At 68.1% G+C, this 16,814-nt stretch carries 16 protein-coding genes and 1 pseudogene; 13 read left to right on the top strand and 4 right to left on the bottom strand.

Annotation, left to right across the window (positions count from 1 at the left end):
- Positions 1-166: 166 nt before the first annotated feature.
- The 3 genes from ABD143_RS07125 to ABD143_RS07115 all read right to left on the bottom strand — a co-directional run bounded on the left by ABD143_RS07125 (position 167) and on the right by ABD143_RS07115 (position 2,981).
- Positions 167-1,459, bottom strand: a complete 1,293-nt coding sequence (locus ABD143_RS07125; protein ID WP_343973419.1) for an MFS transporter — start codon at positions 1,457-1,459, stop codon at positions 167-169.
- A gap of 504 nt (positions 1,460-1,963) precedes the next feature.
- A complete protein-coding gene (locus ABD143_RS07120; RefSeq protein ID WP_343972948.1) occupies positions 1,964-2,221 on the bottom strand; it encodes a DUF6295 family protein in 258 nt (85 codons plus the stop codon).
- A gap of 7 nt (positions 2,222-2,228) precedes the next feature.
- A complete protein-coding gene (locus ABD143_RS07115) occupies positions 2,229-2,981 on the bottom strand; it encodes a dienelactone hydrolase family protein (protein WP_343972945.1) in 753 nt (250 codons plus the stop codon).
- Between the two features lie 1,124 nt (positions 2,982-4,105).
- Between ABD143_RS07115 and ABD143_RS07110 the strand changes: the two genes are divergently transcribed.
- The 5 genes from ABD143_RS07110 to ABD143_RS07095 all read left to right on the top strand — a co-directional run bounded on the left by ABD143_RS07110 (position 4,106) and on the right by ABD143_RS07095 (position 9,604).
- Complete coding sequence (locus tag ABD143_RS07110; RefSeq protein ID WP_343972942.1) at positions 4,106-4,975, top strand: P-loop NTPase family protein; 870 nt, start codon at positions 4,106-4,108, stop codon at positions 4,973-4,975.
- Positions 4,972-6,222, top strand: coding sequence for a hypothetical protein (locus tag ABD143_RS07105; protein WP_343972939.1), 1,251 nt, complete (start codon positions 4,972-4,974; stop codon positions 6,220-6,222). Before ABD143_RS07110 ends, ABD143_RS07105 begins: the two co-directional genes overlap by 4 nt.
- Positions 6,219-7,193: a TauD/TfdA family dioxygenase gene (locus tag ABD143_RS07100; RefSeq protein ID WP_343972934.1), complete on the top strand. Its 975-nt coding sequence runs from the start codon at positions 6,219-6,221 to the stop codon at positions 7,191-7,193. Before ABD143_RS07105 ends, ABD143_RS07100 begins: the two co-directional genes overlap by 4 nt.
- Positions 7,194-7,417: 224 nt before the next feature.
- On the top strand, positions 7,418-8,044 hold the full coding sequence (locus ABD143_RS38135) for a DUF6875 domain-containing protein (RefSeq protein ID WP_379660114.1): 627 nt from the start codon (positions 7,418-7,420) through the stop codon (positions 8,042-8,044).
- Positions 8,045-8,149: 105 nt separating this feature from the next.
- Entirely contained in the window at positions 8,150-9,604 is a 1,455-nt protein-coding gene (locus ABD143_RS07095; protein ID WP_343972931.1) for a hypothetical protein, read from the top strand.
- A 35-nt stretch (positions 9,605-9,639) separates the two neighbouring features.
- Here ABD143_RS07095 and ABD143_RS07090 read toward each other — a convergent pair whose 3' ends face one another.
- Positions 9,640-11,391 carry an ABC transporter ATP-binding protein gene (locus ABD143_RS07090; protein ID WP_343972928.1) on the bottom strand — a complete coding sequence of 584 codons (1,752 nt, stop codon included), beginning with the start codon at positions 11,389-11,391 and terminating at the stop codon, positions 9,640-9,642.
- A 132-nt stretch (positions 11,392-11,523) separates the two neighbouring features.
- Between ABD143_RS07090 and ABD143_RS07085 the strand changes: the two genes are divergently transcribed.
- The 8 genes and pseudogenes from ABD143_RS07085 (at position 11,524) to ABD143_RS07055 (ending at position 16,792) form a co-directional block, all read left to right on the top strand.
- A complete protein-coding gene (locus tag ABD143_RS07085) occupies positions 11,524-11,940 on the top strand; it encodes a MarR family winged helix-turn-helix transcriptional regulator (RefSeq protein WP_343972925.1) in 417 nt (138 codons plus the stop codon).
- 178 nt (positions 11,941-12,118) lie between these two features.
- Positions 12,119-12,742 (top strand): SAM-dependent methyltransferase, encoded by a 624-nt coding sequence (locus ABD143_RS07080; RefSeq protein WP_343972922.1) that lies wholly within the window; start codon positions 12,119-12,121, stop codon positions 12,740-12,742.
- Positions 12,637-12,888: pseudogene (locus ABD143_RS38130) on the top strand (hypothetical protein); the annotation flags it as partial. The gene ABD143_RS07080 and the pseudogene ABD143_RS38130, both read left to right, overlap by 106 nt.
- Before the next feature lie 10 nt (positions 12,889-12,898).
- Positions 12,899-13,039: a helix-turn-helix domain-containing protein gene (locus ABD143_RS07075; protein ID WP_343972919.1), complete on the top strand. Its 141-nt coding sequence runs from the start codon at positions 12,899-12,901 to the stop codon at positions 13,037-13,039.
- A 69-nt stretch (positions 13,040-13,108) separates the two neighbouring features.
- Positions 13,109-13,282 (top strand): DsrE family protein, encoded by a 174-nt coding sequence (locus ABD143_RS07070; protein WP_343972916.1) that lies wholly within the window; start codon positions 13,109-13,111, stop codon positions 13,280-13,282.
- Between the two features lie 515 nt (positions 13,283-13,797).
- Positions 13,798-14,898, top strand: coding sequence for a lysylphosphatidylglycerol synthase transmembrane domain-containing protein (locus ABD143_RS07065; protein WP_343972913.1), 1,101 nt, complete (start codon positions 13,798-13,800; stop codon positions 14,896-14,898).
- A 144-nt stretch (positions 14,899-15,042) separates the two neighbouring features.
- Positions 15,043-15,780 carry an SDR family oxidoreductase gene (locus ABD143_RS07060; protein ID WP_343972910.1) on the top strand — a complete coding sequence of 246 codons (738 nt, stop codon included), beginning with the start codon at positions 15,043-15,045 and terminating at the stop codon, positions 15,778-15,780.
- 13 nt (positions 15,781-15,793) lie between these two features.
- Positions 15,794-16,792, top strand: coding sequence for a sigma-70 family RNA polymerase sigma factor (locus tag ABD143_RS07055; protein ID WP_343972908.1), 999 nt, complete (start codon positions 15,794-15,796; stop codon positions 16,790-16,792).
- The last annotated feature ends 22 nt before the right edge of the window (positions 16,793-16,814 follow it).

Raw genomic sequence — 16,814 nt, 5'->3', positions numbered from 1 at the left:
CACACCCCCACCCCGCAGTGCTGGCACACGGCCACCGCAGGGCGTTCCGACAAGCCACTGAGGGAGACGGGACGGGTGCGGGCAACGGACTCGCAGATGTAGCAGTTCACGGGACACCTCGTTCTTCCGGCGCTGCTTCCGCAGCGGACCAACCACTAGGACCCCTCTAGGATACCTCTTGTATCTCAGATCGGCACGGAACGTTGCGCGTCGAGTTGAACAACACAACGAGCAGACTGCAGCCAACCATTCCCGCGACCGCCAGGAGAAGCTCCGTGTACGACGCGACCGCTGACGCCAGAGCGAGTGCCGTGGGCAGCAGAAAGCCGGCGTAGGACAGGGCGTAGTAGAGACCGGTCAGGCCCGCCAGGTCCCTCGCCCCGGCGATGCGCTGAACCTCCCGCAGCCCGGCGACCAGGGCGATGCTGTAGCCCGCACCCAGCACGGCAGCGACCGCCACGGCAGCCCATGGAGATCGCGCGTCAGCGTTCACGGCGCTCGCCAGCACCCCGACGAGTACCAGCCCGAGCGCCACCAGGCTGGCCCGGGCGCTGGCAACGCTGTCAAGACGCTTGGCCAGGGGCTGGACGGCAACGCCGGTTCCCAGCGTCACCACGGTGAGCAACGTCGCATATGCCAGTTGCCAGTGACCCGTCCTACTTGTTTCGAGCTGCGGCGCGACCGCATAGGCGATTCCGACCGCGCCGAAGATCCACGGCGCCAGCGGAAGCGCGACACCCAGGAAGCGTCTGTTTCCCGCGGCCCGCACCTTCACGTCCGACCAGAGCGGCCGACGGAAACCGGCAGGGGGCGGCTGCGGTGCGCGGCTCACCGCGACCAGGCAGGGCACTGCCACGACCACCTGGACCAAGTACGGCAGCACCATCGGCCAGGGCGCCCATTGAGCCAGCACGCCGGCGACGGCCGCCCCCGACCCGAACCCCGCCGTCGCCGCCACAGAGGCGCGGCGAGCCCCCGAGCCGGCATCCGCGGACTGCTCATACGGCGGGCCGGATAGCTCCTTGATCCAACTGCTGCCGACGGTCATGGCGATGCCCACGGCGATGCCGGCCAGGAACCGGCCGGAGTACACCGACAGTTCGCCTGGAGGGGCGGCTGCCATGACGGCGCTGGCGAGCCCGGAAACGGCCGTAGCCACGATCATCAGCGGCTTGCGACCGTGTCGATCCGAGAGCGGTCCTGCGATCAGCAGGCCCGGTACCACTCCGATGACGTAGGCGCCGAGGAAGGCGTCGACCGTGGCTGAGGGGTAGCCGAGCTCGCGGTACATCGCCAACAGCGGCGAGAACTGGTTGCCGCCCCACCCGCAGCAGAACATCGCCAGCGCGACGAACTGCCAGCGGCTGGATCCGACCTGCTTCGGGATCCCCCTCATTTCACTCAGTCCTCCTGCGACTTTCGAGCGCAAGATCCCGGCCCCGCGTCGCAGCCAGATCATCACGTTCAACCGATTCGTCCCTCACGGCAGCGACATGAACGCAGAATCACACTGAGAGACAACTTGTATTTATGTCGAACTTAGCTATGGGCGGGTCTCCAAGCGCTGATTCGAGGCAGGGGTCACCCGGCGATCGGTGGTCGTCGCCGCGGTTTGACCGGCCTCGGCGGCTACAGCATCGTCAGCGCACCCAAGCCTGGCCGCTGCCACCGACCTCGCGAAGGGCTGCCCGATCAGGCACACGGGTGGCTCGGCTTCGGCCTCTCCGGGTCCGACGTCGGGGTGAACTCGACGACGCGAGCCGCGAGGAGCTGCTGGTCGAGGACGGCGAGGGGTCGTTCGGTCCGGCGGAGCGCCCGATGGCCGGCTACGCCGCGATCCCGCCGGCCTGGCGCGCGTCCCCGGAGCGCGCCAGGCCGTGGGTCGAACGCGCCCTCGCGCACATCGGGGCGCTGCCGCCGAAGGCGCGGAAACCGCGCGCGAAGAAGCCGGTCAGACCGCCGGTCAGTGGTGCTCCGCGCGGGCGACGGTGACCTGCAGTGCCGCGAGCAGCTCCCGCGCAGTCTCGAGGCTCAGCTCCACCGCCACTCGCGCGGAGGGCCCCTGCTCCGGGTTCAGGAAGTCGATGTTGACCGTGTGGTCGTGCGGCGCGTGCACGGGGTGGTCGTAGTAGACGGTCGCCGTCCGCAGGGGGAACCAGCCATCAGGACCCTTACCGCTGCTCGCGGTCACGTCGAGCTTCTCAGTGCTGTAGGTGCACATGGCTGCGTCACGCCTTCCCGGTCAGGTGCGTGGCGTAGAACGCCTGCACGCGCTGCCAACCGTCCAGTGCTGCAGCCACCCGGTAGGACGGCCGGTCGACCGAGAAGAAGGCGTGCCCCGCGCCGTCGTAGCGGTGGAATTCGTAGGTCTTCCCATGCTCCTTGAGGAGCTTCTCCAGCTCGTCGACCTGGTCGGGAGACGGGTGGGCGTCGTCGTTGCCGAAGAGGCCGAGCAGCGGGGCGCGCAGCTCCCCGACCCGGTCGGCCAGTGGCGTCATGCGGACGGGGAAGCCCTCGGGCGGCTCGCCCACGACGAACGCGCCGTAGCAGTCGACGGCGCCCTGGATGTCCAGCTCCACCGCAGACAGGAACGCCTGCCGCCCGCCCGAGCAGAAACCGATCGTCCCGACCTTGCCGTTCGCTGTCGGCAGCGCCCGCAGCCAGCGCACGGCTCCCGCCGCGTCCCCGACGAATCGCGCGTCCGGGACACCGCCCAGCGCCCTGGCCGCCGCGGCGGCGTCATCCGGCTCCGCGCCGGGCGCCTCGCGGCTGTAGAGGTTCACGCAGATCGCGTTGTAGCCCCACACGGCGAAGCGGCGGACGACCTCCTTGCTCTCGCGGTCGTAGCCGGGCATATGGTGGATCACCACCACACCGCCACGGCTCCCGCCGTCCATCGGCCGGGCGGTGTAGGCCTCAACCTCGTCGTCGTCGGCACCGCGGATGCTCACCGTCTCGGCGAGCACAGCGTCGTAGTGCATTGTTCCTCCAAAGGTCCGTCAGCGGGGGTGCAGCCGCTCCAGCAATCCTTACTCCGATCTACCGGTTCCAGAAGGGTCTCGGGTCATGGATCACTCCCCGGGGCCATGGCGCGATTCCCCCGGACCGGGAGGATTCCGGCATCGTCCTAGCCACCGACGAACCGACATATGCGCATTGTCGAACATCGACATCTCCACTGATCTTGCACAGCCAAAATCGAAATACACGAGGCTGATCCGATCATGGGGCAACGTGCCAGAATATCTTGGACAGTGCGGTTGTGATCTGTAGAGGTCGGGACTACCGTGAGCCCCTCTGAGTAATTGAGAGGGTGAGCAGTGTCGATCGGAGCCGCGGGGGCGGTCGAGCGGAGATCGACCCGATTCGTCGGTCGTGATCGCCATACACTTCCACACACGCCGACCTGAGTACCCCAGTCTGATCTTGGACGACGTCAAGGGGGGCGAGGTTCTCAAGAAGTCGCGGCCCGCTGTCGGCTATTGTCTCATCTTGCGCAAGCAAATGTGAGGTAAGCAGACGGAGTATGCGAATGAGTGCACCTCCGAAACAGCAGAAGAACGCAAGGGAGAGCGCGCCGATTGCGAGCCGGACACCTGACGAGATGCTACGAACCTGACCGATCGCTGCAGGCAAGGTCGATGACCTGCGGCCGCCACCGGTTGACCGACAATCACCCGGGAGAGTCAGTGATCATCCGGAAGATACGATGCACGACACGATCTCGCTCAGCCAGCGGGGTCGGCAACGATCTGGGTGGTGTGGGTACTTTTCCCCGATCCGGGGGCCAGCAGATGCAGTAGCGGATACGCCGAACTCACGTTCCGCCGGTCACAGCAGTTCCGTTGCAAGCTGGCAACTTCCGCAGGGTGCCCCTCGGAAGATTCGCAGCGGCGCGCGATGACAAATGCGCGAGGCCGGAGATCCAATTCGAGCACCACCTGCGCTAGGGGGAGGGATGCAACAGTTCTTGGATACCAAGTGGAGTTACGTCACCCGGGGGATGGTTGATCGTCGGGCGGTTGGGCTGGCAAGGCTTGATCGCGAGCCACGTTTGGGAGATCTGGTGCTGACTAGGGTAGTGGCTGTGGGGGCCCATACCCATATGGAGAACACGCATGGCCGGCGGGTTCGGTTGTACCCGGAGGATGTGGTGGCAGGGGCGTTCGGTAATCGGTATGCGACCGATTACTACGAGGGGTATCTGCCGACGGGCCCGGCGGCGCACCTGTTGACCGCGGGCGGTGTGGTCGGCTGGGTGGCCTCCGCGCATGCGCGGCGTGGTGAGCCCACGGTGTTGGAGGTGCTGGGGTTGTTGGCCGATCGGTCCGGTCGGCCATTGTCGCTGGATGATTGTGCGATGCCGGCGCCGACGTCGGCGCGGCCGGAGTTGGGCACGTTCGTGGTGGTGGGTTCGTCGATGGGGGCGGGGAAGACCACGACGGCCTCAGCGTTGGCGCGGGGATGGTCGCGCACTGGGTTGCGAGTGGGGGCGGGCAAGGTCACCGGTTCCGGGAGTGGGAAGGACCGGTGGATGTATCACGACGCGGGGGCGGCCGAGATCGTGGATTTCTTGGATTTCGGGATGGCGTCGACGTTCGGTTATCCGCCGCAGCGGTTGCGGGCCACGATGGTCGGGATCCGGGACGCGCTGGTCGGGCGAGGTGCATCGGTGGTCGTGTTGGAGATCGCCGACGGGTTGTTGCAGGAGGAGACCCGGGGGTTGGCCGCGGGCCTGGCCGGGTTCGCCGACGGGGTGGTGCTGGCGGTGGCCGATGCGCTCAGCGCGGTGGCCGGGGTCGGGATCATGGCGGATCTGGGTGCCCCAGTGCGAGCGGTGAGCGGGTTGTTGACCGCGAGCCCGTTGGCGTCGCGGGAAGCGGCGGCGGCGACCGGGCTTCCGGTGTTGTCGCCGGCTGAGTTGATCGCCGGTGGTGCGCTGGAACTGTTGAACGGTGCGGCGGTTCCGGCATGACCCGTGCGGCGGTCTACCTCCCGGACCCGCGAGGCGGGTCTGAGGGGCGCTGCGGGCCGGGGCGGCTCGGCGAGGTCGAGCTGGATGTGCTCGAGCTCGGCTCGGCGCAGGTGGTGTTGCCCGAGGCCACGGTCCGCGACGAGCGCGGCGGGGCGTTGTTCACCGGCGACGGGCTGGGCCGGGGATTGGTGTTCGACCCGTCCGCCGGGGGAGGTCCGTTGGCCGGTGCGGCGGCCGACCGGGCGGCGCGGGCGTTCGGGGTGGTCAACGTGGCATTTCACACCCAGCGAGCGCTGCGGTATGTGAGCGGACTGCTGGGGCATCCGCTGCCGCATCTGCTGGTGCGCATCGGGACGCACGAGCAGCCGCGCCGGTGGGCCGGCGGGCACTACCGGCTGCCCGACCAGGGGGTGGGGGCCGACCCGGACGCGGCCAGCCCTGCCGGGGAGGTGCATCTAGGTGGGGGCGCGGGGTTCGTCGCCACCTCCGACACCGACCGGTATTTTCGTGCGCCCGCGCACAACCCCGCCATCGTCTGCCACGAGGTCGGCCACCACGTCTGCCGCCACACCGCGGACTTCCGGCTCAACCGGCTGCGCCCACCCGGGCAGCAGGCCAACAAGAAGATCGCCCTGGACGAAGGCACCGCCGATGTGATCACTGCGATGCTGCTGGGCACCCCCGACATCTACGGCTGGCACCGCCACAACATCCCGCAGACCGAACAACGACGCCGCAAACTCGACCCCCGCTGGACGATGGCCCACTTCCGGGGCGGGCCCCACAGCGACCCCCACGCCGATGGCACCGTCTGGGCCTCCGCGTGCTGGAGCGCCCGCCAACGCGTCACCGACACCGGCGCCGACCCCACCCGCTTCGACACCCTGCTGCTACGCGGGCTGGAACTGGCCGGACGCGACAACCCCGCAGGCCTGATCGATGACGCCGTCCGCGAGCGGCGCCACTTTTCCAGGCTCATGGCCGCCATGGCCCAAGCCGACCCCGCCCTCGCGCCCGACGTCCTGGGCGCCATGGCCGGACACGGCATCCACCTCGGCGTCAGCAACAACGACCTCTGCCGAGCCGCCCGAACCAACCCCCAGCCGACTGGTGGACGCATGAGTAGCGGCTTGTTGAGCTCGTTCGAGACCGGCCACCAACGCTGCGCCCGAATGAACCCTCTCACTCAGAAGCTCGACCCTGAGGAGAGCGCGCCAATGACCCAAGATCGGAGGTATCTCACATGACGATGACCGCGTCATTCAACAGCATCGTTCGGCTGGAGGCGAACGGCGAACGATCGTGGTGGGCGACGGAAAAGGATGTCATCAGGGCCACTCTGGTTGACCACTACGGAGCTGATGTCGCCGGTGATGCGCTGACTCCTCCGCGCGATCCCGCCGCCTTACGGGCGCGACTACGGGAGGTCGCGCCGCGACTGACCACACTCACCGACCGTATCCGCTCGGCGTTCGACGTCGACGAGGCGTGCGCGGTGATGGTGCCGGACCTCGGCCTGCGAGAGCTGGGAATCGATGACAAGCGCAAGTGCGTCTTCGCGCTCGCCGCGCTGCTCGGTGACCCCACCGCGAACATACCGTTGGACTGTGTGGTGTGGGATGTCAAGAACCGCGGAGATGAGGCGTCGGGCCATACGAGCTTCTCGGAAAATGATCTCAAGGCGAGCTACCATACCGACAACGGAGCCCTACCTGTTCCGGAGCGCTTCTTCCTGCTGTACGCCGTGCGCGCCGCCCAGTGCGGCGGCGGAGTGTCCCTGCTCCGCGATGGCCGAGTCGTCAAGAGCCACCTCGAAGAAACACCAGAAGGTCGCGCGGCGGTTCGGTTGTTCACCGAGACGGAGCTGCCCAGGCGGATTCCTGATGAGTTCAAGAAGTACGCAAATATTGCTCCGGATGGGTGCCTGCACGCTCCGGTTCTGGCCGAGAAACCCATGTGGCGCTGGCGGAAGAACGGGATTCGGAAGGGAATCGCCGCCCACCCCGAATATCAGACTCGCGAGGTGCGCCAGGCGCTGGACGCGCTGCGAGAGCAACTCGTGAACGGGCCCGACGAGATCCGGCAGGTCATCCCCACCGACGGGATCCTGATCATCAACAACCACATTACGTTGCACGGGCGCACAGCGTTCACCGATCCTGAACGCCATCTCCTGCGCCTGCGTTTCCACGAGCCGACCGCCGCAGGGGCCAGCTAGTCACCAGCTAGTCACCAGCTAGTCACACCGCCGCTGGTCGCTCGTGATCGAGGAAGTCACCAACAACACGACTGTTCCGACAATCTTTATCGGAACGTCAACTGCCCGTACCACCTGTTTCTGCGAATGGGGTAGAAGCATCGCAAGATTGGATTAGCCACGTGAGGAATTTCGTACAGGGCCGACGTGCTCGCGAAACGTCGTGGTCCAGCGGCACCCACGCCATGATCGATGAGAGCCATTCTGACGAGTACCGCAGGCTGGCCGACTCTTGGCTGCGGGAATATGTTTCCGTTGGCGACCGAAGAGTCGGACGGTCTGGTCCTGTGTGTCCGTTCATCCCTCGTGCGCTCGCTCAGCACGACTTGGAGACCCACATACGATACGACATTGACGGATCCAGCGATCCGGAATTGAGCGATCAGCTGCGAGCTGAGATCAGCGAGTTTGGTGAGGCGGGCCGGCCATCGCGCAATACCGGAGTACTACTTGAAAGTAGGCTGATAGTCATGCCACGCATGGGCCCAGCGGGCTGGGGGCGCCTGGATGCGGTGTATGCGAGCTTGAAGAACTTCGCCGTAGAATTAGGATTAATGATCGGGCAATTCCATCCGCATTGTGACGAGAGAGCGATCCGGAACCCAGACTTCAGAGTCTCTGTCGCCCCGGTAGCCATGCTCGCAATACGGCATATGGCGCCGCATGACATCCTTTTTTTGCATCAGTCTGGGCAATGGTTCAAAGAATACGATTCGCGCTTCCGATCGCACTTCCAGCGCGGCCGGATACGCGACTCACTCCTGCTCTCGCTGTATAGCAGAGCACGCGATCGTCATGGTCTTTCGACGTAGCCGGATACAGATAACGCCGAGCGGGCGTTCGAGCACCGAGGTAGCCTTGCCACCAGGCGGAATCCATCCCGCTGACGTTGTCCCGGCTGCAGGGAAGGTCGCTGCATGACCGATAACGGACTTCTCGACCTCGTGATCCACGATGTCTGGGATGCGCTGCCCGAGTTGCTCCGCCACGAGTTCCTCACCCGCCGAACGGCCTCGAACGGATGGGGGTTCTACCCACGCCAGGAATCGGACGGCGGGCGCTGGGAGCCACTCCGGCCGGTCGTCATCGGAGAACGCGCCCACCAGGGCCTCGAGTCGCTCGCAGCCCGGCTGCTGCGCCTGGCCGTGGACACCTGCCGTCGCCGTGCCTCGACCCTAGGCGAACTGCACCGAGTTCTCCGCTTTCCTCATGACCTCCCGCTGATGGATCCTGATCGTCCGCTGGTGGCCGCAGAACTCACCCGGTATGCGCGTCCCGACCTCCTGATCGAGCAGGGGCGGCCCCACCTTCTCGAATTCAACAACAGCACCCGGCTCGGCGGCGCCACAGTGACGCCCCGGCTCGCGGAGGCCTACGCCGGATTGTGTCCGCAGAGCGGTCTGTACCCGCCGCCCTCCACGGTGACCGCGCGTTCCGCGGCGCTGGCCCGGACGCTCCGCGCCAAGATCGGGAATGGCAACGGAGGCCGACTTCTCATGCCCGCGTATTGCGGGATCAACAAAAGCACCGGTGCGGTCCGGCGCTACGAGACGGCCAGATCGCCCATCGTGGCCGAGACCCAGCGGATGGGCCTCGAGGTGGTCCAGGCCGACCTCGTCGACCTGCGCCTCGACGCCGCCGGTCGACTGCTCGCCGCCGATGTGCCGATCGACCTTGTGCTGCTCGAGTGGGGCGGTAACCGCATCGTCGACGACGGCGGCGGACTCGCCGCCCTGCGTGCGGCCGATCGTGCCCGAACCATCGAGATGTTCCCGCGCACGGAGTCGGCCATGATCTCCTCGAAGGCGATCCTGTCCTGGCTCCACGAGGACTGTGATGCGGGCGTGCTCGCCGGAGCCGACCACGCCTTGGTGCGTACTCACGTTCCGTGGACCGTATGCCTGGGCCTGGACGAGGATCCGGCCGCGCAGGGAAAACTGCTGCGTATGGCGGCCGGTGAGCGTGACCGACTGGTCGCAAAGCCCGCCGTCGACAGGTCCGGAAACGGTGTGTTTTTCGGAAACCAGACTTCGGCGCAGGACTGGCGCCAAACTGTTATGCAGGCCGCCCGCGAGTCGCCAGTGGTCCTGCAACACCGCGTCGAATCCGACCGCATTACGATGCCGTTCCGCCATCAAGACTCCGGACAGCAGGTCACCGCGCGGGTGCCATTCGTGCTCAGCCCGTTCATCATCGACGGCGCGGCGGCAAGCGTCGCGGTGCGCCACATGGGCCCCGGTGTCCCTGCCCGGGACGTGGTAATCAGCGCGAGTCGAGGCGCATGCCCGAGCACGGCCCTGCTCGCCCCCGATCCCCTGGGGCGACCCTCGGTCACATCCCACCAAGTCCTTGGCTGCAGCCAAGGCAAGTGACAGGCAGCCATCATGACCGGCCCACCGGTCTGGTCTCAGCGGGCCAGGCGGGCGTAGCGGCCGTGTTGGGCGAGGAGGTTGTCGTGGGTGCCGGATTCGATGATGTGGCCGTGGTCAATGACGGTGATGTGGTCGGCGTTTCGGATTGTGGAGAGGCGGTGGGCGATGGTGATGGTGGTTCGGTCGTGGGCGAGTTGGTCGAGGGCGTGTTGGATGGCGCGTTCGGTTTGGGTGTCGAGTGCGCTGGTGGCTTCGTCGAGGACGAGTATTTGGGGGTCGCGTAGGAGGGTTCGGGCGATCGCGATGCGTTGTTTTTCTCCGCCGGAGAAGCGGTGGCCGCGGGAGCCGACGATGGTGTCGTAGCCGTCGGGGAGGCTGGTGATGAGGTCGTGGATTTGGGCGGTTTTCGCGGCTGTTTCGATGTCGGTGTCGGTGGCCTCAGGTCGGGCGTAGCGCAGGTTTTCCCGGACGGTGGTGTGGAGTAGGTAGGTTTCCTGGCTGACGACGCCGACGATTTTGGCGAGGTCGGCCAGGCGCATGTCGCGTAGGTCGGTGCCGTCGATGGTGATGCGCCCGGTGTCGGGGTCGTGGAGGCGGGTGATCAGGGCGGCGAGTGTGCTTTTCCCCGAGCCGGTCTGTCCGACCAGGGCGAGGGTGGTGCCGGGGGGGACGTCCAGGGTGATCCCGGCGACGGCGGCGGTTTCGCTGCCGGGGTAGGTGAAGGTGATGTTCTCGGCGCGGAGGTGGCCCTTGATCTGGGCTGGGTCGATGTCCACGGGGGTGACCGGGTCGTCGACCTCGACCAGTAGGTCGAGGTATTCGAAGATCCGCGCGAACAGCGCCAGCGAGGCGATCAGTGATACCCCGATGTTGAGCAGGCCGGTGATGGGGCGGAACAGCCCGGATTGCAGGGTGGTGAACGCGACCAGGGTGCCGATCGTCATCGTCGTGGTGGTGAGCGGGAGGCCGGCGCTGAGGTAGATGATCGCTGGGATCGCGGCGAACACGACGGTGGTGGCGGCCATCCGCCAGCGCCCGGCGAGTTGGGAACGCAGTTCGAGGTCGACCAGTCGTTCGGAGGAGGCGGTGAACCGCTGCACGAGCGCGGGCCCGGTGCCCATCGTCTTGGCCAGTTGCACACCGCTGATCGACAGTCCTTCCTCGATCACGACGTTGAGGTCGGCCAGTTCCCGTTGCTGGGCCGCGGTGACCGCGCGGCGTAGCCGCGCGACCCGCCGGGTCAGCCAGATCGAGGGTGGCAGCACCAGCAGCGACACCAGTGTGAGCTGCCAGCTCAGGGCCAGCATGGCGACCAGGGTCGCGACCACGGTGGTGAGGTTGGAGGCCAGCGAGGTGGCCGTGGAGGTGACCACGGTCTGCATGCCGCCGATGTCGTTGGTGATCCGTGACTGCACCTCGCCGGTGCGGGTGCGGGTGAAGAACCCGATCGATTGGCGCTGCAGGTGGGTGAACACGTCGGTGCGTAGCCGGTGCATGACCTTCTGGCCGACGTTGGTCGAGATCCAGGTTTGGACCACACCCAACGCCGAGGTCACCGCAGCGACCGCGACCATGCCGATGACCAGCCAGACCAGCAGGGTCAGGTTCTGGTGGGGCAGGGCGTCATCGATGACCGCGCGTAGCAGGAACGGTGAGGCCATCGCCACCACCGACGACACCACGATGATCGCGGTCACCGTGGCGATGGGCCAGCGGTGCGGGACGAACAGCCGCGTGATGCGGCGCAGGGACACCCCACGTGCCTGCGCCTTGTCCGCGGCGGTCACGGTGTGTCGCCCGGGGCGCGTCAGCCGGTCGGTCGAGATATCGGGTCCCAAATCGCTACCCACTCCCCTCACACTTTTGCTGAGGCAGGCTCAACATGAGGTGGCAACGATACCTGTTGGTAGGGTATTCCGGTGCAGAAGCAGCCGGAGGACTCGCTCGCCGAGGCGTTCCGTGGGGTGGCGCGGCAGCTGCGCCACCAGACCCAGCGCACGCTGGCGCCCTGGGATGTCACCCCCTCGCAGGCTCGCGCGCTGGGCGTGCTCACCCGGCACGGGCCGATGCGGCTGGGCGCCCTCTCCGACTATCTGCGCATCGTCCCGCGCTCCACGACCGAGGTGATCGACGCGCTGGAGCAGGCCCGCCTGGTCGAGCGCCGGTCCGACCCCGACGACCGCCGCGCCACCCTCGTCGCACTCACCAGCCGCGGCGCGGACGTGGCCGCCGGGATCCGGGCTGCGCGGGCCGCCGAGGCCGAAGGATTCTTCGCCCGCCTCGACGAGGCCGACCGCACCTCCCTCGCCCGGATCCTGCGGAACCTACAAGACTGACGGCCATCCCCATCGTCAGAACGCCCGACCGCGATGCCCCTAGCGTGATCAGTTACGAGATCCGCGATGTGTCACTCGACGCGGCGCGGAGGTCCTTGCCGTTCTGGCAACTCTTCTTGCATCCCATTCGGTCCTGGCCGGACAGTGGCAGGGCGAGCACGAGCCACAGGAGTGACCGATGATCGACGAACGCTTCACCGCGCGGTTCTGGGACGAGCGCTACAGCTCGGCCAGCCGGATCTGGAGCGGCGACCCGAACCCTCAACTCGTCAGCGAGGCGGGTGCGCTGGACCCCGGCACCGCACTCGACGCCGGGTGCGGAGAGGGCGGCGACGCCCACTGGCTCGCCCGGCGGGGATGGCAGGTCACCGCGGTTGACGTCTCCGCCGTCGCTCTCGAACGCGGGGCGGCGCACGCCGAACCGGACATCAGCGGCCGGATCGACTGGCAGTGCGCGGATCTCACGACCTGGGCGCCCGACCGGGCCTACGACCTGGTGAACGCCCAGTTCATGCACTTCCCCCGGGCGCTGCGGGAGCCGCTCTTCGCGCGCCTCGCCGACGCGGTCTCGCCGGCCGGCACTCTGCTGATCGTCGGCCACCACCCGTCCGACATGCAGACGACGATGCCACGTCCACCCGAACCCGACCTGTTCTTCACCGCGGAGGAGGCCGCGAACTCGCTCGACACGCAACGGTGGGACGTGATCACAGCCGCTTCCCGCCCACGTATGGCTCGCGACCCGGAGGGCCGGGAGGTCACGATTCACGACGCCGTCCTGCATGCCCGCAGGCGTCCCTGACCGCCGGACGACTCGACCCGTCGGCAGTCGAAGCCGTGCTCTCCGTCGCTGGTCACCACACCCGCCGCTCGCCCGGCGGCCCGGCCGGGCTCACGCCACGGGAGGTCGAGGTGCTCGTCTTGGTCGCCCGGGCCGCATCCACCCGCCAGATCGCCCATGCCCTGGGCATCGCCCCGAAGTGCCGGCAACCACATCGAGCGGATCTACACGAAGATCGGCACGAACACCCGGGCCGCCGCAGCCCTGTTCGCGATGCAGCACGGGCTCCTGCGCACCCTCGAACCCGTCGATCCATAGGGAGAACTCCTCACGACACGGACCCGGCCCGTTCCTAGCGTGGCCGCCACGTCCAAATGAGGAGGACCCGTGAGCGACAAGGCAGTGATCAACCTGACGACCGGTCTCGAGGACCCCGAGCGGGTGACCGTGGCGTTCCTGACCGCGGTCGCCGCCGCGGAGCAGGGCCGGCCGACGATGATGTTCCTGACCAAGGAGGCCGTCCGGCTCGCGGTGCCGGGGGTCGCGGTCGCGACGGCCTGAGAGGGCTGCCCGCCCCTGACCGAGCTTCTCGACCGCTACGAGCGAGCCGACGGCCGCTTCCTCGTCTGCCCGATCTGCGTGCACGCCAAGAAGATCGACGACAGCACGTTCATCAACGGCGCGGAACTCGGTGGCACCGTCCCGTTGTGGCAGTGGATCGGCGAAGGCGCGGCCACCACCTTCAGCTTCTGACCGACCGGCGAGCTCCCTCAGGTCGACGGACCCACGACCCTCAGCCATCGCTCCGGGTCAGGCGACGCGCAGGCACGTGCCCTGCCCTGGCGGGCTGCGCAGCTCCAGCCGGCCGTCGAGCGCCGCGACGCGCTCCCTGCCTGCCGGGTGTCTGTTCGTAGGGCCTGCGGGGGTCCGTTCGTATTGCCTGCAGGCTGTCTCTTCGTCCAGTCGACCGGAAACATCGAACCCGCAGCCATACCGACTCTCAGGTCTCACCACGCTGCAGCACGTCGGGCCGCAGGCGAACGCACGGCCAACGTTCGGAGACTGAAAGTGCTGACATGAACAGTTCCAGGCCCGAGGGGCACACCCCCGATGTGTCGTCTCGGCCGGGTCGTCGGAAGGACTGGCTGCTGGTGGGGCACTGGCTGGTGGCAGCCGCGGCTGTGGGCTATTTGGCCTGGGTCGCTCCGGGGCTGGCCGCGGATGCCGCGCTGGCGGTCCGACGGTTGGACCACCTGGACTGGGGGTGGGTGGCGCTTGCCGTGTTGTTCGGTGTGGCGGCGTTGGTCCTGTACGCCGAGTTGCACCGCCAGTTGCTGCTGGTGGGCGGCTCCAGGGTGTCGGTTGCCACGGTGCAGAGCATTAATTTCGTGCAGAACGCGGTGTCGGTGACGGTGCCGGTCGTCGGCGGGGTGGGTGCGATGGCATATGCGATCGACCGGCTGCGTCGACGTGGGGTTGATGCGGCGCCGGCTTCGTGGTCGGTACTGGCGGCGGGCGTGATCTCCACGGTCACCCTCCTGGTGCTGGGCGCGGCCGGGTTGGGTGTGACCGGCCGGATCCAGTTTGTCCTGGCGCTGGGGGTGGCGGTGCTGATCACCGTGGGGTGCGTCGGGATGTGGAAGGTGGTCAGCCACCCGGCGGTGCTGCGGCGTGCCCTGCGCCGGCTGGTCGGGCTGGGCCGGTGGGTGCCGGGGTTGTGCGGGAGCTGCGGGTTCGCCTGGGCGACGCGGGCCGAGGAGGTCTCGCAACGGCTGTCCACCCGAATCGCGCTGTTGCGGCCGTCTGCGGGGCGCTGGGTGGTGCTGATCGTGCTGGCGGCGCTCCCGTGGGTGCTGGACTTCTGCTGTCTGACAGCCGGTGTGGTCGCTGTCGGTGCGGTGGTGCCCTGGGGCGCGCTTCTCGTCGGCTTCCTGCTGGTGCAGCTCAGCGTGGCTCTGCAGATCTTCCCGGGCGGTGCCGGGTTGGCCGAGACGAGTTTGCTGGCGTTGTTGCTGGCCTCAGGCGTGGGGGCCGGGCCGGCGGCGGCGAGTGTGCTGATCTATCGGTCGATCACCTGGTTGGGCATGGCTCTGGTGGGGTGGGCACTGTATGCACTGTCGATCCACACCTCGCCGCTGCATTTGCACAGGCACGCGCCCGAGCTCGCTCACGCGTGACAGCTCCCGTCGCGAGCCCTGACCCCGGTGGGTGGCCGTAGCCGTGACCCACATCACTCCCCTGATTCCGGCGGTTGCGACGGGTTGTGCTCCGGCGGCTGGTCTTGATGCGGACCGAAAGCCACCACGACTCCGGAGTGTCCGATGTCCGATCCCATCCAGACCGCAGTCGTCACCGGCGCCAGCCGCGGCTTCGGGCGCGCGATCGCCGCCGCGCTCGTCGCCGCGGGCAGCCACGTCGTCGGCATTGCCCGCGACGAGCAGGCACTGCGCGCCGTCCACGACGAACTCGGCGACGGCTTCACACCCCTCGCCGCCGACGCCACCGACGAGGCGCTCGCGCAGGATGTGGTCCGCCGTCACCGTCCCACCCTGGTCGTCCTCAACGCCGGGGTCGCGCCGCACATGGCGCCCGTGCACGAGCAGACCTGGGAGACCTTCAGCCGCAACTGGCACGCCGACACCCGACATGTCTTCACCTGGACCCGGGCAGCGCTGCGCGAGCCGCTGGCACCGGGCAGCGTGGTCGTCGCGATGTCCAGCGGAGCCGCGCTGGCCGGATCCCCGCTCAGTGGCGGGTACGCCAGCGCCAAGGCCGCCGTCCGATACATCCGCGGGTACGCGGCCGACGAGTCGGAGCGGGCCGGCCTGGACATCCGGTTCGTCACCCTGCTTCCGCAGCTGACCCCGGCCGGCGGCGTCGGTTCGGTCGGGATCACGGGCTACGCCGCACGCCAGGGCGTGGACCGGGACACCTTCATCGAAGGCCTGCAGCCGATCCTCACCACGGACCAGGTGGCCAAGGCCGTCTTGGACGTCGCCGCAGACACCGGCGCGCCGGAGTACATCGTCAGCGGCGCCGGATCGCGCCCGGTCGGCTGACCGTCCGCCTACCGTGAACCTCACCGCACCCCCGGGAGAAGCCGCGATGCCCTCGGACGCCGAGTTCGCCGCCCTGGCCGAGCCGTTCCGGCCTGAGCTGCTCGCGCACTGCTACCGGATCCTCGGCTCCATCCACGACGCCGAGGACCTGGTGCAGGAGACCTACCTGCGAGCGTGGCGCGCATTCGGCCGGTTCGAGGGCCGCTCCTCGGTGCGGCGATGGCTCTACAAGATCGCCACGATGGCCTGCCTGACAGCGCTGGAAACCCGCTCGCGACGGCCACTCCCGTCCGGGCTGGGCACGCCTTCGGACGATCACCGGGTGGCCGTGGCTCCCCGCGAACCGTCGGTGGCGTGGCTCCAGCCGGCACCCGACGCGCTGTTCGGCACCGGCGACCCGGCGTCGATCGTGGCCGGGAGGACCGGAGTGCGGCTCGCGTTCATCGCCGCACTCCAGGTCCTGCCCGCCCGGCAGCGGGCCGTACTGACATTGCGTGACGTGCTGGCGTTCCGGACGGCCGAGGTCGCCGAGATGCTGGACACGACGGACGCCGCCGTCGACAGCGCGCTGCGCCGCGCTCGGGCCCACCTGGCGGAGGCCGGGCCCGTCGAGGACGACCTGGCCGAGCCGGACGAGGAAACCCGGCGAACCCTCCTCGACAGCTACGTCGACGCGTTCACCCGGGCCGACCCCGACGCGCTGGTGAACCTGCTGCGCGCCGACGTCGAGATGGAGATGCCGCCGATCCCGACCTGGTTCACGGGCCGGCGCGCAGTCGTCGGCTTCCTGGCCAGTCGCGTGCTGCGCCGGGAGGGTCAGTGGCGGATGGTGCCCACCCGCGCCAACAGGCAGCCCGCCCTCGTCGCCTACACGCACGCGGGCGACGGCCGGTACGAGGCGTACGGCATTCAGGTCCTGACCCTGATCGGCGCCCGCATCTCTCGCATCACGGCGTTCAACGACCCGAGCCTGGTGCCGACGTTCGGTCTCGCGCCCGCGCTCGCGACCTGAACCGGGCGAGCGCTGATCGCCA

Source organism: Pseudonocardia aurantiaca, assembly GCF_039526725.1.
GTDB classification, from domain to species: Bacteria; Actinomycetota; Actinomycetes; order Mycobacteriales; family Pseudonocardiaceae; genus Pseudonocardia; species Pseudonocardia aurantiaca.
Note: the sequence above shows the minus strand (reverse complement) of the source record. Positions and strands in the feature narration are given on the sequence as shown.

Excerpts from the sequence above, each read along its gene's own strand:
- ABD143_RS07110 (WP_343972942.1), top strand. The coding sequence starts at position 4,106 with ATGGAGAACACGCATGGCCGGCGGGTTCGGTTGTACCCGGAGGATGTG.
- ABD143_RS07095 (WP_343972931.1), top strand. The coding sequence starts at position 8,150 with ATGACCGATAACGGACTTCTCGACCTCGTGATCCACGATGTCTGGGAT.
- ABD143_RS07115 (WP_343972945.1), bottom strand. The coding sequence starts at position 2,981 with ATGCACTACGACGCTGTGCTCGCCGAGACGGTGAGCATCCGCGGTGCC.
- ABD143_RS07080 (WP_343972922.1), top strand. The coding sequence starts at position 12,119 with ATGATCGACGAACGCTTCACCGCGCGGTTCTGGGACGAGCGCTACAGC.
- ABD143_RS07075 (WP_343972919.1), top strand. The coding sequence starts at position 12,899 with ATGCCCTGGGCATCGCCCCGAAGTGCCGGCAACCACATCGAGCGGATC.
- ABD143_RS07065 (WP_343972913.1), top strand. The coding sequence starts at position 13,798 with ATGAACAGTTCCAGGCCCGAGGGGCACACCCCCGATGTGTCGTCTCGG.
- ABD143_RS38135 (WP_379660114.1), top strand. The coding sequence starts at position 7,418 with ATGATCGATGAGAGCCATTCTGACGAGTACCGCAGGCTGGCCGACTCT.
- ABD143_RS07120 (WP_343972948.1), bottom strand. The coding sequence starts at position 2,221 with ATGTGCACCTACAGCACTGAGAAGCTCGACGTGACCGCGAGCAGCGGT.
- ABD143_RS07060 (WP_343972910.1), top strand. The coding sequence starts at position 15,043 with ATGTCCGATCCCATCCAGACCGCAGTCGTCACCGGCGCCAGCCGCGGC.
- ABD143_RS07100 (WP_343972934.1), top strand. The coding sequence starts at position 6,219 with ATGACGATGACCGCGTCATTCAACAGCATCGTTCGGCTGGAGGCGAAC.
- ABD143_RS07105 (WP_343972939.1), top strand. The coding sequence starts at position 4,972 with ATGACCCGTGCGGCGGTCTACCTCCCGGACCCGCGAGGCGGGTCTGAG.
- ABD143_RS07125 (WP_343973419.1), bottom strand. The coding sequence starts at position 1,459 with ATGATCTGGCTGCGACGCGGGGCCGGGATCTTGCGCTCGAAAGTCGCA.